Genomic DNA, 13,915 nt, shown 5'->3' on the forward strand with positions numbered 1-13,915 from the left:
CGACGCTGATTTTTAGGCAAAATCTTCGGCTCAAATTCTCCCTTGCGATCTCGCGGGATGGCCACCTCTAACTCACCGTGCTCACTGATCGCTTTTTTGCGGCTGGTTCCGTTGCGCACATTTCCGCGTTTACCGCCTTTGCGCTGGCCTTTTTCGTAGCCTAAATGGTCATCCATCTCACCAGCTAAGGCACTCTCGTAGAACCTTTTCATTAGCTTTTTGATGAGATCGTCACCCTGAACTGCCAGCTCAGCCGGACTCGCTCCAGCTGCCTTTTGTTTCGCTATGAATGAGTTAAAAAATTCATCCAACGCCTTGTCTGCTTCTGTCTTTTTTTTCTTCATGGTCGTATTTTACAAATGCGACCAAAAACACAAATATTATGTCAGGCTCCGCACGGGGCTGGCATTTATCGATGCCTTCGGCAGCGGAAATCTAGGCGCGTTGCCTTTCCTGCTCCTTGCCTTTCCTGCTCCTTGCCTTTCCTGCTCCTTGCCTTTCCTACTCGTTGCCTTTCCTGCTCGTTGCCTTTCCTGCTCGTTGCCTTTCCTGCTCGTTGCCTTTCCTGCTCGTTGCCTTTCCTGCTCGTTGCCTTTCCTGCTCGTTGCCTTTCCAGCTAGAGTTTCCATTTCTAGCAGACCTTCACATTCTGATAGACAAAAAAAATACCGCGACCCGTTAGTCGCGGTATTTTTGTTAATTAGATTCTATGATCTCGTTCTAGCTGATGTCTGTGACCGCCCAGCTGAGTTCTTCGCCAGCGTGCATTGGCACAACTGTCTGGCCAAATCCTTCGTAGGCAGCGGGCACTTTGAATGCCTTTTTAGTTACGGTGACTTCCTTAGCTGGCGGTGTCACACCGTACTGAGCGACGGCATTGTCAGAGATGAATGCCTGCAAGTTGTCGAGCTTGCCATTGTCATCAAACAACTGAGCCAGACGCGCGACTGCTAGAGGTGCCGTGAACACACCTGCAGCACAGCCACAGCATTCTTTCGCGCTGAGTGGGTGCGGAGCGGAGTCTGAGCCAAACATCAACTTAGGATGCGCCTCTAACGCAGCTTGCAGGAGAGCCTCGCGGTCTTCTGGGCGTTTGGCGATAGGTTTGCAGAAAAGGTGTGGGTTGAGCATGCCGCCAGCTACATCATCGAGAGTGATGATGAGGTGCTGCAGGGTCACGGTAGCGCGCAAGTTTTCATAACGATCTAGCAGCTGAACCGCATCCGCGGTGGTGATGTGCTCCATGGTGATTTTCAACTTAGGAAACTTTCTAGCTAGATATTCGTAGATTGATAGAAACTCGCGCTCGCGGTCCATCACAAATCCATGAGTCTCGCCGTGCACCATGAGTGGGATGCCCATTTCTTCCATCAGCTTAAAGGTAGGCTCTACCGCTTTGATTTCAGAAACGCCAGCTTCACTGTTAGTGGTGGCGCCAGCTGGATAGAGCTTGATGCCCAGAATATGCTTCTGCGCTAGCTCCAGCTCCGCCTGCGAGTACTGGCGGAAAAATAACATCATGTATGGATCAAACTGACGATCACCGAGCGCGGAGTCGATACGCTCGCGGTACTGCAGAAGGCGCGGCAGGTTATCAACCGGTGGCACCAAGTTAGGCATAATCACCCCTCCGGCAAAGGTATCTCCACTCAGCGGAGCCACCAATTTCATCATATCGTCATCGCGGAAGTGCAGATGCATATCTAAGGGTGAGCGTAACTTGATTTCCATACCCCAGAGATCTCACCCAGATCGAACATTCAGTCAAGCGCCGAGCTGAAGAAATCCAGCCAGCTGCAATGCTTACTCTGTCATGCGCAGCGCTATCCAGCGCGACAAACCCACTAGCGGCGGCTGACGAGGCAGCCAGATACCATGTCGTGCAGGGTTTGTTTTTTGTCGGTAAAGAGCATCATGAAGTAACCGATAAATAGTATGATCGTAGAGATCCACTTAGCAAAATGGCGGCCTGTGGCGCGGGCAAAGCTGATGCGCTGGCCCTGCATGTCGGTGACTTTGATGCCAACTGCCATTTTTCCTACGCTAGCCTGCAGTGGTGATGATTCCATAAACGCGGCGTAGAACCAGCCCAAGACAGTACCAATGAGGTAACCTCCCGCCTCTATCCAACCCATGGCCATGCCAGCGCTGCCAGCTATAAATCCAAAAATGGCTCCAACGATAGACCCCGCTACTCCAGTGATGATACTATCGAGAAATGCTGCGCAAAATCGCAGCCAGAATCCAGCTGGCGTACGAAGCCCTACATCGGGGATAGGCATTGATGGTGATTGAGGATTCGTCTGAGGTGTGGTATATGGATTGATGACATCTGACATTTCACCAACATTCAATCAGCTAGATCGCGTCAGTCAACCCCCAACATAAACATCGTTATTCATTATGGAACCTACCTCCCTATTGCTCAAAGCCACCTTTGCAGGCTTCATTGTCGGCGTCTTATTCAAGACCATAAACTTACCGATTCCAGCGCCGCCAGTGCTTTCTGGTATCTTGGGGATCGTTGGCGTTTACCTTGGCTCAGTCTTCTACGACTGGGTGGTAAAGTTTTTCTAATCACACAGCTAGATCCTAACTGGCTGGAGAATTTCTAGCTAGAAAATCTCTAGCTGGATGGTGAAAGAAAAAAGCCACTCGATTTCTCGAGCGGCTTTATGAAATTTGATTGGCTCGCTGGCTAGGTTGTCAGCGGCTGAGTATTTTCTATGTCTTAGACCAAGCCGTACTCTTTGAGCACTGCTTTGAGCTGAGCTTCTTTGTCCTCAGTCATGAGCACCATTGGTAGACGAAGTGATTTTTCACAGTTGCCCATCATAGCGACGGCAGTTTTGATAGGCACTGGGTTAGTATCCAGCGTCATCAATGAGGTGAAGAGTTTTTCGTACTTCAGCTGGATAGCTTCGGCATCAGCCACGCGACCTTCATTCATGGCATTAACCAGTGAACTCATGACGTCAGGGATGATGTTGCTAGCAACGGAAACGAGTCCAACAGCACCGCGCTTCATGAAGTCGATGGTTAGAGGATCGTCACCAGAGAGAATTTGGAATGACTCAGGCAGGGCTTCGCGAATAGCGGTAACACGAGCTGGATCACCACCAGCTTCTTTGTTAGCGATGATAGTTGGGCAGTCTGCGTGCAGGCGAGCCATGGTATCTACAGCAATCTCGATGACTGAGCGGCCAGGAATGCTATACAGCATCATTGGCAGACCGGTAGCGCCAGCGATAGCTTTGAAGTGCTGGTAGAGACCTTCTTGAGATGGTTTGTTGTAGTATGGGCAAACTTGCAGCGTGGCATCTGCGCCAGCTTTGGCTGATCCTTCTGTGAGCTCGAGAGCTTCTTCGGTGGAGTTTGCGCCAGCGCCAGCGATGACTTTCACGCGGCCTGCGGCAAATTCTACAGCCATACGGATGACTTCGACGTGCTCGTGGCGGCGTAATGTTGGTGATTCACCGGTGGTGCCCACTGGGACAATCCCATCCACACCGCCAGCTACTTGTCGCTCGACTAAGGCCTTGAATGCCTCGCGGTCAACTTTGCCATCACGGAAAGGTGTAATCAATGCGGTGTGTGTACCTTGGAACATGGCCGGGATCATCTGTGTTCGAGCCGAATTTTCAAGCGAGAAGTGAGCCTGATTTGCAATTTCCAGCTGATGCCTTGGCTATGAGGGAAAATGCGCGATTATCTGGCGCGCTCGTGCTCGTAGGCGGCGATGATTTTGCCAACAATCGGGTGGCGTACCACATCCTTGCCTGAAAAGCGGATAAACTCAATATCATCAATGTTTTGCAGCGCACGCTCGGCTTCCGCTAGGCCAGATTGCTGGTTGGCTTTGAGGTCAACTTGCGAGCTATCGCCGGTGACAACCAGCCGCGAGGCCTCGCCAATGCGGGTCAGCAGCATGAACATTTGCTCGCAGGTGGTATTCTGCGCTTCATCGAGGATGACAAAGGCACGCGACAATGTGCGGCCGCGCATGTAGGCGAGCGGAGCAATTTCGATGGTACCGTCTTCTAGGTAGCGCTCGGCTTCATCAGGGTCGACCATATCGTGCAGGGCATCGTAGAGCGGGCGCAAATACGGCGCGACTTTTTCCTGCAGGTCGCCGGGGAGAAATCCTAATGCCTCACCTGCTTCCACAGCGGGGCGTGTGAGGATGATGCGGGAAATTTGCCTAGCTCTGAGCAGGCTGAGCGCCATCGCCATGGCAAGGTAGGTTTTACCGGTTCCAGCCGGCCCGAGACCAAAAACCACGTCATTGCTGGTCATGGCGTCGATGTAGCGGACTTGCTGCGGGCTGCGCGCGCTGACCGGTTTGCGTTTGCGCGATCCCAAGAGTTTGACTTTGGTCAGGTCGCTGAGTGAGATTTGCTCACCAGCGGCGGCGGCATCAACAGCCATGCGAAATTCGCGAGCGGCAATTTCACCGCCAGCACGGCGCATGTTGTCGAGCTCGCTGAAGACGAGCTGGGCTTTCTGCACGGCATCGTGATGCCCGCTGAGATGCACCCAGCCGTCTCGCGTGACCGCCTTCACAGCAAGAGCATTTTCCAGATACTTGAGCTCCTTGACGTCATTGGCAAATAGCGAATGAAGTACGTGTGGAGTTTCGAAGTGGATTCTGGTCTCTTGCTGTTCAGGCGATGTATTCATAAATATCGCGAGCGATTAGATACGCTCAATCATGCTAGTACCAGTCATTTCGGCTGGTTTTTCTACACCGAGCATGTCGAGAAGTGTAGGCGCAACGTCCGCAAGGATGCCGTCCTTCATCTTCACGTTTTCGTGATCTGCACCTACGTAGATGGCGTGAACCAAGTTTGTAGTATGGGCAGTGTGTGGTGAGCCGTCTTCGTTGACCATGAATTCGCAGTTACCGTGGTCAGCAGTCACGAGTACTTTACCACCGAGGCGGAGAGCTTCGTCACAAACAGCACCAACAGCGTCATCGATGGTATTTACAGCTGACTTAGCTGCTTCCACGATACCAGTGTGGCCAACCATGTCTGGGTTTGCGTAGTTGAGGATCACGAGGTCGAAATTCTTCAGCTGCTCAACCACAGTAGCTTTTACTTCCGGCGCGCTCATTTCTGGCTGCAGGTCGTAAGTAGCTACTTTTGGAGAAGGAACGATGAAGCGCTCTTCACCTTCGTTTGGTGTCTCTTCGCCACCATTGAAGAAATAAGTTACGTGTGGGTACTTTTCAGTCTCCGCGATACGCATCTGCTTGAGGCCTGCATTAGCAACCACAACACCGAGGGTATTTACCAACTTCTCAGGACCGTAGGCCACTGGGCAAGTGTAGTTTTCATCGTACTCAGTGAGTGTGACGTAGTGAACTTTAGGCACGTCGCCAGTTTCAAATCCGTCAAAATCAGGGTTGAGGAATGCATCAGAGATCTGGCGCACACGGTCAGCTCGGAAGTTGAAAAGGATAACCACGTCGTCATCGTTGATGCGGCGTTGGTCAGCATCTGCAAAGATCATGGCTGGCATGAACTCATCAGTTTTGCCTTCTTTGTACTGAGCGGCTACTGCTTCACTTGGCAGACCTTCAGTCACCGCACCTTTGCCTAGGACGATTGCGTCCCATGACAGCTGAGTACGCTCCCAGCGCTTGTCGCGGTCCATCGCGTAGTAACGACCAACTACAGTAGCAATTTTAGCACCACTTGGCTTGAGGCCTTCTTGCACTTGCTCAAGGTAAGCTACGCCACCTGTAGGTGAAGTGTCGCGACCGTCAGTGATGGCGTGCAGGTTGATGTCTGTTACACCAGCTGCTGCAGCGGCGTCAGCCATAGCGATCACGTGCTTCTGGTGTGAGTGCACACCACCGTCAGAAATGAGACCAATGAAGTGCAGCTTCTTGCCTTTTGCTTTGGCAAAGGCTTCTTTGAGCACTTCGTTATTTGGCATTTCGCCATCAGCGATGGACTTATTGATACGTGTGAGATCTTGGTAAACAATGCGTCCAGCTCCGAGGTTCAAGTGACCTACTTCTGAGTTACCCATTTGGCCATCTGGCAGGCCGACGTCACCACCTGAAGCGCTGACAAAACTTTTTGGGTAATACTTCCAAAGATGGGCATCATGATAAGGAGTATCGCCAAGGATGACAGCGTTGCCATCTTTCTCAGCTGTTTCAGCTCCACCAGGGTTTACACCCCAACCATCACGAATGATTAATACGACAGGACTTTTGTTCGACATAACGGCGAGACTCTCCGCCATCTTGCGACAAATTCCAAACGCGAAATAGTCCATCAGGGCAAAAAGGTAAAATCTGCGCAGATTACCAGCCATGCCGACCAGTTGACATCACCAGCTATCTGGCCAATTTCGCACTCAGATCGGTGCAAAATTGTATTTCTGAAACGGAATCATTACTAGAGCCAGCTGAATTCAAACATTGTTCGTCATTTTTATTACAACTGATTACATCAATACCCAGCCATAATGGTTATCGTTAACTGCAACATTATGCAAAACCGCTGCAACTGAAAATGCATTGCAAAACACCACGCAAATTGGTAAAACATACTTAGTTCAGCAAAACCCCCAATCGAACTGAAACCCCCACAAAAACGGATACTGATTAATACCCCCAACGTAACCCCCAGTAACCCCCAAAACGAACTCAGTATCTCCAGTCGAAAGAACTAAAATGGCCCTACAGTGAGCATCCCTCACTGCAGGGCATTTTTTTTGTAAATCACTGCGGTACAGTCAATCGCTCCCGCCATCCAGCTAGCCGGTAGATTGCCCAGCTGAAAAATCCCCCATCGGTGCTACCTTGCAAGCATCTGCAGCTAGCTAGAAAAAAATGCATCACAACATTCTATTTACTTGTCATCTGAGGTGATTTTTCTGCATGAAGCATTTTACATCTCTGAAAATACTCGGAGTCTTTCATTCCCTTCTCAGTTCACCGAACATGACACCACCTTTATCCAAGAACTCAGCTAGCAATTCTCATGAGGCCAACCATCATGATAAGGCTGCTTGGAGTTCTCAAAGTAGCAGCGAGCTCTACGGCGTAGAAAAATGGGCCAACGAGTTTTTCTCCATCTCTGATGAGGGAGACATGCAAGTCCACCTGCAAGATGGCGACAGCGAACAAGCTGTGAGTTTACCGGAAATCGTCCAAGGCGCTCGCGACCGCGGGCTAGAAATGCCATTGCTGCTGCGATTCCCTGATCTGCTCACCGCCCGCATCAAAAAGATCAACGAGGCCTTTCATGAAGCCATCCACGACTGCGACTACCGCGGCCACTATCGCGGCGTCTATCCCATCAAGGTAAACCAACAGCAGCAGGTCATTGAGGAAGTCACCGAGTTTGGTCGTCACTACCACTACGGGCTGGAAGCGGGTAGCAAACCCGAGCTGCTCACCGCGCTCGCCTACATGCACGACCCCAAAGCCTACATCATCTGCAACGGCTACAAGGATAAAGAATTCATCGACCTCGCGCTGCGTGGCCAAATGCTTGGACTGCAGATTGTCTTAGTCATCGAGATGCCAGGTGAGCTCGACCTCATTCTCCAGCGCGCCGCCCTCATGAACCTGCGTCCATTGCTCGGCGTGCGAGTCAAACTCTGCACCTGCAACGATAGCCATTGGTCACATTCATCCGGTGAAAATAGCGTCTTTGGGCTCACACCTAACCAAGTGCTCGATGTCGTCGACAAACTGCGCTCTAGCGAAATGCTAGATTGCCTACAGCTGATGCACTACCATCAGGGGTCACAAGTGCCAGATATCCGCGCCATCCGTGAAGCCGCTGTGGAAGCTACTCGTATCTACTGCGAGCTCTCTAAAGAAGGCGCTGCCATGGGACTGCTAGACATCGGCGGCGGACTTGGTATCGACTACGACGGCACCCGCTCAAAAAGCTCTAGCAGCCGCAACTACGGCATCCGTGAATACGCCGCCGACATTGTAGATGTCATCAAAACCGTCTGCGACGAGGCTAACGAACCGCACCCTAACATCATCAGCGAATCTGGCCGCGCCATTGCCGCCTACTACTCGGTGCTTATTTTCAATATCCTCGACATTAACCAAAGCAACTCACACCTGCGTGAGATCGAGACCATTGAACCCAACAGCCACAACTACCTGAGCAAGTTAGAGAGCGTGATTCACGACCTCAATGACGACAACGCGCAGGAATGTTATAACGATGCTGTCTACTATCGCAGCGAACTACTATCACTTTTCCACCACGGCAATGTGAGCCTGCGTGAGCGTGCGCAGTCAGATAGATTGTTTCACCGCATCCTCGCCCAGCTGAGAGAAAAGATCGACCAGCTAGATGATCTACCTGACGATCTCATCGAGCTCACACAGAAAAAACGTGACGTTTATTACGGAAATTTCAGTCTATTCCAATCACTGCCAGACACTTGGGCCATCGACCAGCTATTCCCCGTCATGCCCATCCACCGGCTAGATGAGCAGCCAACTAACGAGGCGATCATTGCCGACATCACCTGCGACTGTGACGGACGCATTGACAAATTCCTCATTAACGGCGAACAGCAAAATGCCCTGCCCGTTCACTACCCTAAAGACGGTCAAGACTACATGTTAGGCGTCTTCCTTGTCGGCGCCTATCAGGAAACATTAGGCGACCTGCACAACCTCATGGGCGATACTAACGTGGTCAGCATCGGCAGCCAAAATGGTCGCATCAAATACCAGCGCGAGCTAAGTGGCGACAGCGTGGCCGATGTACTCAGCTACGTAGAATACGACCCCAAACATGTTTTTGAGCGCTTTCTCCGGCTGGCTGAGCGCAGCGTAGAAGATGGCAAAATCAGCGCCCAAGAACGTAAAAAAATCATCGATGAATACCGCGAGAGTATCGCCGGATATACCTATTTTGAATCCTAACCCATCATTTCCTTACAGAAACCAATACTGCTATGAGTAAAAAAGTTGTCATCATTGGAGCTGGTGGCGTCGGCCGAGTCGTCGCCCACAAATGCGCCCAAGTTCCTGAAGTTTTTGGCGAGATCGTCCTAGCCAGCCGCACCAAAGCAAAATGCGATGCCATTGCCGCGGAGATTGATAGAGAAATCATCACCGAATCCGTGGACGCGGATAACGTGGCTGAAACCGTCGCGTTGCTGAAAAAATACCAGCCAGACCTGCTCATCAACGTTGCCCTGCCCTATCAGGATCTCACGCTCATGGAAGCGTGCCTCGAAGCTGGCGTCGACTACATGGACACCGCTAACTACGAACCAAAAGACGACCCGCGCTTCAGCTACGAATACCAATGGCCATACCATAACAAGTTTGTCGACGCCAAGCGCATGGCGCTGCTCGGCAGTGGATTTGATCCGGGTGTGACGAACGTCTTCTGCGCCTACGCACAAAAGCACCTCTTCGACGAAATCCACACCGTGGACATCATCGACGCTAACGCTGGCGACCACGGCTTACCATTTGCCACTAACTTCAACCCAGAGATCAACATCCGCGAGATCACTGCCAAAGGACGTTACTGGCAAGAGGGCGAGTGGAAGGAAACTGAGCCGATGGAAGTGCATCAGACATTCAACTTCCCACACCCAGAAGTGGCCGACCGTGAGATCTATCTGCTCTATCATGAGGAAATGGAATCGCTGTGCAAACACCTCAAAGGCATCAAACGCCTGCGATTCTGGATGACCTTTTCTCCTAACTACATCAACCACCTCAACGTGCTGCAAAATGTTGGCATGACCGCTATCGAGCCGGTTGATTTCCAAGGTCAGCAAATCGCGCCGCTAGAATTCCTCAAAGCCGTGCTGCCAGACCCAGGCAGCCTTGGCCCACTAACCAAAGGAAAAACCTGCATCGGCTGTGTATTTGACGGCATCAAAGATGGTGAGCGCAAACAATACTACATCTACAACATCTGCGACCACCAAGAGTGTTACGCCGAGGTGAAAAGCCAGGCAATTTCCTACACCACCGGTGTGCCAGCCATGATTGGCGCCAAGATGATGCTCACCGAAAAGTGGAAAAAGGACGGTGTGTTCAACATGGAGCAATTCGATCCAGATCCATTCATGGACGACCTCAATAAATACGGGCTGCCATGGCAAGTCGTCGACGGCAAACCATTCCTCGACCAACTGCTCGCCAAAAATCCATAAGTCAGAACACTAACACCCCAGCTGGATTCACTCGATTTCCAGCTGGGAAAAGCCAGCTAACACATCCCAGCTAGAACCGAAATTCTAGCTGGAAAATATCTAGCTGGAAAATATCTAGCAGGCATTTTCTAGCTGAATCAAACTCGAGTCACCTCCCAACAACGCGCCGAAGGCGCACAAACTACCAGCAACGTCCAAACCGCAACACAGCTGACAAAACCGCGCCGAAGGCGCACAACAGCCTAGGGTAAGGCAGCGCCGCAGGCGCAACGCAACCCTAGGTGACAGCCCCCAACAAAACAAAGCCCTGAAGGGGCGAGACAGCCGAACCAGCTATGAACTAGCCCCTAACTGGTAAAAACGCCAACTAGAATTCTCAAGCTATAAAATAGCTAGCTGAGACATTCCCGCTCCCCAAACCAAAACCGCGCCGAAGGCGCACAACAGCCTAGCCTAGGGTAAGGCAGCGCCGAAGGCGCAACGCAACCCTAGGTGAATGCCCCCAACAAACAAAGCCCTGAAGGGGCGAGACAGCCGACCATACGCAAGCACGCACCCTAGCTAACAGCCGCCACCATGACTGACCAAGACATCCTTTCTATCTGCAACCGCGCTGAACTTCCTAGCCCGAGCTTCATCGTCCATCGTGGATTGTTACAAAACAACCTCGACCTGCTAGGCGATGTGCAAAACCGCAGTGGAGGCAAAATCATCCTCGCGCTGAAAGGTTTTGCCATGTTCTCCACCTTTCCACAAATCCGCCAAACACTGTGCGGGACTACCGCCAGCTCGATGGCTGAAGCCCAGCTCGGCTTTGATGAATTTGGCGGCGAGGTACATACCTATTTTGTCGCCTACCGCAAAGAAGAAATCCGCCAGCTGTCACAACAGGCTCACCACATCTCTATCAATAGCCTGAGCCAATGGCTGCAGTTTAAAGAAATCGCTCTATCAGCTGAAAACAAAGCTTCATATGGACTGCGCATCAACCCCGAATATTCTGAGGTAGAAACAGCCATCTACAACCCATGCCGCATCGGCACACGCTTTGGTATCACCGCCAGCCAGCTGGATGGCGTTGACCTAAGCGGCATCGATGGTCTCCACTTCCACAGCATGTGCGAGCAAAACTCAGACACGCTGCAGCGCACGTTAGAACAGGTCGAAGCCAAGTTTGGCAAATACCTCCACCAGATGAAATGGCTCAACATGGGCGGCGGCCATCACATCACTCGGCCAGATTACGATGTCGATTTGTTAGTCCAGCTGATCAAGCACATGCGCGAAACCTATCAGCTGAAAGTTTACCTCGAGCCCGGCGAAGCCGTCGCGCTCAATACCGGCTTTCTCGTCGCCAGTGTGCTAGACATTTTTCAAAGCGGCGACCGCCAGCTCGCCATTCTCGACACCTCAGCGTCAGCTCACATGCCAGATGTGCTAGAGATGCCCTACCGACCAGAGATCATCGGCGGCGGTGAGGCGAATGAAAAAAAATACACCTATGAGCTTGGTGGCCACACCTGCCTAGCTGGCGACATCATCGGTCAATGGTCGTTCGACCAGCCGCTAGAAATTGGCAGCCGCTTAGTCTTCACCGACATGGCCCACTACTCGATGGTCAAAACCACCACCTTCAACGGCGTCCAGCTACCAAGCATCGCCAGCTACTTCCCAGCTGAAGACAAGATAGAAGTATCTCGCAGTTACGGCTATGAAGACTATAAGTCTCGCTTGTCGTGATCGCCATGCAGAAACTAACTTAAACGGCCACTACAAAGTACTCAAACAATTGTTATTGTTATGACTTCATTGATGAATGTAGTTTCTAACTCACACTCAATTGCAAAACATTTATCAAACATGAGCCTAGTAAGTGAACTCGAAAAGTTAGAACAACTGCACCAATCTGGCTCACTCAGCCAGCATGAATTTGCCATCGCCAAGCGCAAGCTGCTGAATGATGACAGCCACGACCAACAAGTAGCTGATAGCCAAGTAGTAAAAATCCAGAACGACATCGAAGAGCTAGATAGATCGTGGCAGATTGATAGAGAAAACTACATGGTCGCTGGCAAATACGGCCATCGACACATCCCCAACAAAACAACCAGCGTCATCTCCGGCATTGGAGTCACCGGCTTTGGCATTTTCTGGACTATCATGGCTGGCTCCATGAGCTCAGCGGCCCCTGGCCCAGCTCAATTCTTCCCCCTCTTTGGCGTCATGTTTGTTATCTTTGGTGCAGTGATTAGCTATAAAGCCTACCAAAAAGCCGAAGGCTACGAGCAAGCTGAAGCCACCTACCAAAAGAAACGTGAGGAATTGCTCGCCAGAAAAGCGAATCGCTAGATGCGATAGCAGTCCCTAGCAGCTAGGGATATGCGGGCATACAAAGCTAGCTTATTGTGATTGCCCCCCTAACTAACTAAACGTATTGTACAGACATCTGGTTCAATTGTCATTGTTACGGACTTTTCGTTGATTGTAGCTTCTAATGCACATTCAATTGAAACTATTAATGAAACATGAGCCTAGTAAGTGAACTCGAAAAGTTAGAACAACTGCACCAATCTGGCTCACTCAGCCAACATGAATTTGCCATCGCCAAGCGCAAACTGCTGAATGAAGACAGCCACGAGCAACAAGTAGCTGATAGCCAGTTAGCAAAAATCCACAACGACATCGAAGAGCTAGATAGATCGTGGCTGATTGAAAGAGAAAAATACATGAGCTCTGGTTTCTTCGGAAAACAACGCACCCCCAGCAAATCAAATAGCCTCATAGACATCATCTGGATAATCGTCCTTGGCTCATATTTCATCATTGGAGAGACCTTCAGAGACCTAGATGTATATTCATCAACGCTGATTGGCCTACCTTTCATCATGTGCCTAGTCATAGCCATTAAAGATTACAAAAAAGCTACTAACTACGAGCTAGCTGAAGCTGTCTACCAAAAGAAACGTAAAGAATTGCTAGCCAGAAAAGCGAATCGCTAGATGCGATAGCAGTCCCTAGCAGCTAAGGATATGCGGGCATACAAAGCTAGCTTATTGTGATTGCCAACCACCCAACTAACTAAACGTATTGTACAGACATCTGGTTCAATTGTCATTGTTACGGGCTTTTCGTTGATTGTAGCTTCTAATGCACATTCAATTGAAATTGATTAATGAAACATGAGCCTAGTAAGTGAACTCGAAAAGTTAGAACAACTGCACCAATCTGGCTCACTCAGTCAGCATGAATTTGCCATCGCCAAGCGCAAACTGCTGAATGAAGATAGCCACGATCAACAAGTAGCTGATAGCCAAGTAGTAAAAATCCAGAACGACATCGAAGAGCTCGATAGATCGTGGCTGATTGAAAGAGAAAAATACATGAGCTCAGCTAAGTTCGGAAAACAACGCGCCCCGAGTAAATCTGGTAGCATCACTTACCTCATCTGGATAAGCTTCGCTGCATCATGTTTCATCGTTCCTGATATCTGCAGAGGTCAAGATTTAGATTTCCCTCCAATATTTGCCCTAACTTTCATCGTGCCCATAGTCATAGGCGTTATTGGCTACAAAAAAGCTACTAACTACGAGCTAGCTGAAGCTGTCTACCAAAAGAAACGTAAAGAATTGCTAGCCAGAAAAGCGGCTAGTTAGACAATAATGACATTTCTCTGACGCAGTAATCTTAGCTGTGCTAGATGGAAAAAAACTAGCTGGTTTTTCACCTCGGTGATCTTCCA

Annotated in this window: 13 protein-coding genes; 7 read left to right on the forward strand and 6 right to left on the reverse strand. The window is 50.4% G+C overall.

The window, feature by feature from the left end:
* The 3 genes from JIN82_RS06965 to JIN82_RS06975 all read right to left on the reverse strand — a co-directional run.
* On the reverse strand, positions 1-344 hold a 344-nt coding region (locus JIN82_RS06965; RefSeq protein WP_200310632.1), incomplete at its 3' end, for a transposase.
* 376 nt (positions 345-720) lie between these two features.
* On the reverse strand, positions 721-1,731 hold the full coding sequence (gene pyrC / locus JIN82_RS06970; protein ID WP_200310918.1) for a dihydroorotase: 1,011 nt from the start codon (positions 1,729-1,731) through the stop codon (positions 721-723).
* Between the two features lie 113 nt (positions 1,732-1,844).
* Positions 1,845-2,339 (reverse strand): RDD family protein, encoded by a 495-nt coding sequence (locus JIN82_RS06975; RefSeq protein ID WP_200310919.1) that lies wholly within the window; start codon positions 2,337-2,339, stop codon positions 1,845-1,847.
* Between the two features lie 64 nt (positions 2,340-2,403).
* Here JIN82_RS06975 and JIN82_RS06980 point away from each other — a divergent pair, with 64 nt between their 5' ends.
* The gene (locus tag JIN82_RS06980) at positions 2,404-2,577 is read left to right on the forward strand and encodes a XapX domain-containing protein (protein WP_200310920.1); all 174 of its coding nucleotides are present in this window, start codon (positions 2,404-2,406) and stop codon (positions 2,575-2,577) included.
* Between the two features lie 154 nt (positions 2,578-2,731).
* Here the strand turns inward: JIN82_RS06980 and dapA are convergent, their stop codons facing one another.
* The 3 genes from dapA to gpmI all read right to left on the reverse strand — a co-directional run bounded on the left by dapA (position 2,732) and on the right by gpmI (position 6,237).
* On the reverse strand, positions 2,732-3,610 hold the full coding sequence (dapA, locus tag JIN82_RS06985) for a 4-hydroxy-tetrahydrodipicolinate synthase (protein WP_200310921.1): 879 nt from the start codon (positions 3,608-3,610) through the stop codon (positions 2,732-2,734).
* Between the two features lie 98 nt (positions 3,611-3,708).
* Entirely contained in the window at positions 3,709-4,680 is a 972-nt protein-coding gene (locus tag JIN82_RS06990) for a PhoH family protein (protein WP_200310922.1), read from the reverse strand.
* Positions 4,681-4,695: 15 nt separating this feature from the next.
* Entirely contained in the window at positions 4,696-6,237 is a 1,542-nt protein-coding gene (gpmI, locus tag JIN82_RS06995) for a 2,3-bisphosphoglycerate-independent phosphoglycerate mutase (protein WP_200310923.1), read from the reverse strand.
* A gap of 724 nt (positions 6,238-6,961) precedes the next feature.
* Between gpmI and speA the strand changes: the two genes are divergently transcribed.
* The 6 genes from speA to JIN82_RS07025 all read left to right on the forward strand — a co-directional run bounded on the left by speA (position 6,962) and on the right by JIN82_RS07025 (position 13,829).
* On the forward strand, positions 6,962-8,923 hold the full coding sequence (gene speA / locus JIN82_RS07000; protein ID WP_200310924.1) for a biosynthetic arginine decarboxylase: 1,962 nt from the start codon (positions 6,962-6,964) through the stop codon (positions 8,921-8,923).
* Between the two features lie 32 nt (positions 8,924-8,955).
* A complete protein-coding gene (locus tag JIN82_RS07005; protein ID WP_200310925.1) occupies positions 8,956-10,176 on the forward strand; it encodes a saccharopine dehydrogenase family protein in 1,221 nt (406 codons plus the stop codon).
* Positions 10,177-10,752: 576 nt separating this feature from the next.
* Positions 10,753-11,916, forward strand: coding sequence for a carboxynorspermidine decarboxylase (nspC, locus tag JIN82_RS07010; protein WP_200310926.1), 1,164 nt, complete (start codon positions 10,753-10,755; stop codon positions 11,914-11,916).
* Between the two features lie 120 nt (positions 11,917-12,036).
* Complete coding sequence (locus tag JIN82_RS07015) at positions 12,037-12,525, forward strand: SHOCT domain-containing protein (protein WP_200310927.1); 489 nt, start codon at positions 12,037-12,039, stop codon at positions 12,523-12,525.
* A 176-nt stretch (positions 12,526-12,701) separates the two neighbouring features.
* Positions 12,702-13,175 carry a hypothetical protein gene (locus JIN82_RS07020; protein WP_200310928.1) on the forward strand — a complete coding sequence of 158 codons (474 nt, stop codon included), beginning with the start codon at positions 12,702-12,704 and terminating at the stop codon, positions 13,173-13,175.
* Positions 13,176-13,355: 180 nt separating this feature from the next.
* The gene (locus JIN82_RS07025) at positions 13,356-13,829 is read left to right on the forward strand and encodes an SHOCT domain-containing protein (protein WP_200310929.1); all 474 of its coding nucleotides are present in this window, start codon (positions 13,356-13,358) and stop codon (positions 13,827-13,829) included.
* Positions 13,830-13,915: the final 86 nt, after the last annotated feature.

It is taken from the genome of Persicirhabdus sediminis, from assembly GCF_016595495.1.
GTDB lineage: Bacteria > Verrucomicrobiota > Verrucomicrobiia > Verrucomicrobiales > Akkermansiaceae > Persicirhabdus > Persicirhabdus sediminis.

Excerpts from the sequence above, each read along its gene's own strand:
- pyrC (WP_200310918.1), bottom strand. The coding sequence starts at position 1,731 with ATGGAAATCAAGTTACGCTCACCCTTAGATATGCATCTGCACTTCCGC.
- JIN82_RS06975 (WP_200310919.1), bottom strand. The coding sequence starts at position 2,339 with ATGTCAGATGTCATCAATCCATATACCACACCTCAGACGAATCCTCAA.
- JIN82_RS06980 (WP_200310920.1), top strand. The coding sequence starts at position 2,404 with ATGGAACCTACCTCCCTATTGCTCAAAGCCACCTTTGCAGGCTTCATT.
- dapA (WP_200310921.1), bottom strand. The coding sequence starts at position 3,610 with ATGTTCCAAGGTACACACACCGCATTGATTACACCTTTCCGTGATGGC.
- JIN82_RS06990 (WP_200310922.1), bottom strand. The coding sequence starts at position 4,680 with ATGAATACATCGCCTGAACAGCAAGAGACCAGAATCCACTTCGAAACT.
- gpmI (WP_200310923.1), bottom strand. The coding sequence starts at position 6,237 with ATGTCGAACAAAAGTCCTGTCGTATTAATCATTCGTGATGGTTGGGGT.
- speA (WP_200310924.1), top strand. The coding sequence starts at position 6,962 with ATGACACCACCTTTATCCAAGAACTCAGCTAGCAATTCTCATGAGGCC.
- JIN82_RS07005 (WP_200310925.1), top strand. The coding sequence starts at position 8,956 with ATGAGTAAAAAAGTTGTCATCATTGGAGCTGGTGGCGTCGGCCGAGTC.
- nspC (WP_200310926.1), top strand. The coding sequence starts at position 10,753 with ATGACTGACCAAGACATCCTTTCTATCTGCAACCGCGCTGAACTTCCT.
- JIN82_RS07015 (WP_200310927.1), top strand. The coding sequence starts at position 12,037 with ATGAGCCTAGTAAGTGAACTCGAAAAGTTAGAACAACTGCACCAATCT.
- JIN82_RS07020 (WP_200310928.1), top strand. The coding sequence starts at position 12,702 with ATGAGCCTAGTAAGTGAACTCGAAAAGTTAGAACAACTGCACCAATCT.
- JIN82_RS07025 (WP_200310929.1), top strand. The coding sequence starts at position 13,356 with ATGAGCCTAGTAAGTGAACTCGAAAAGTTAGAACAACTGCACCAATCT.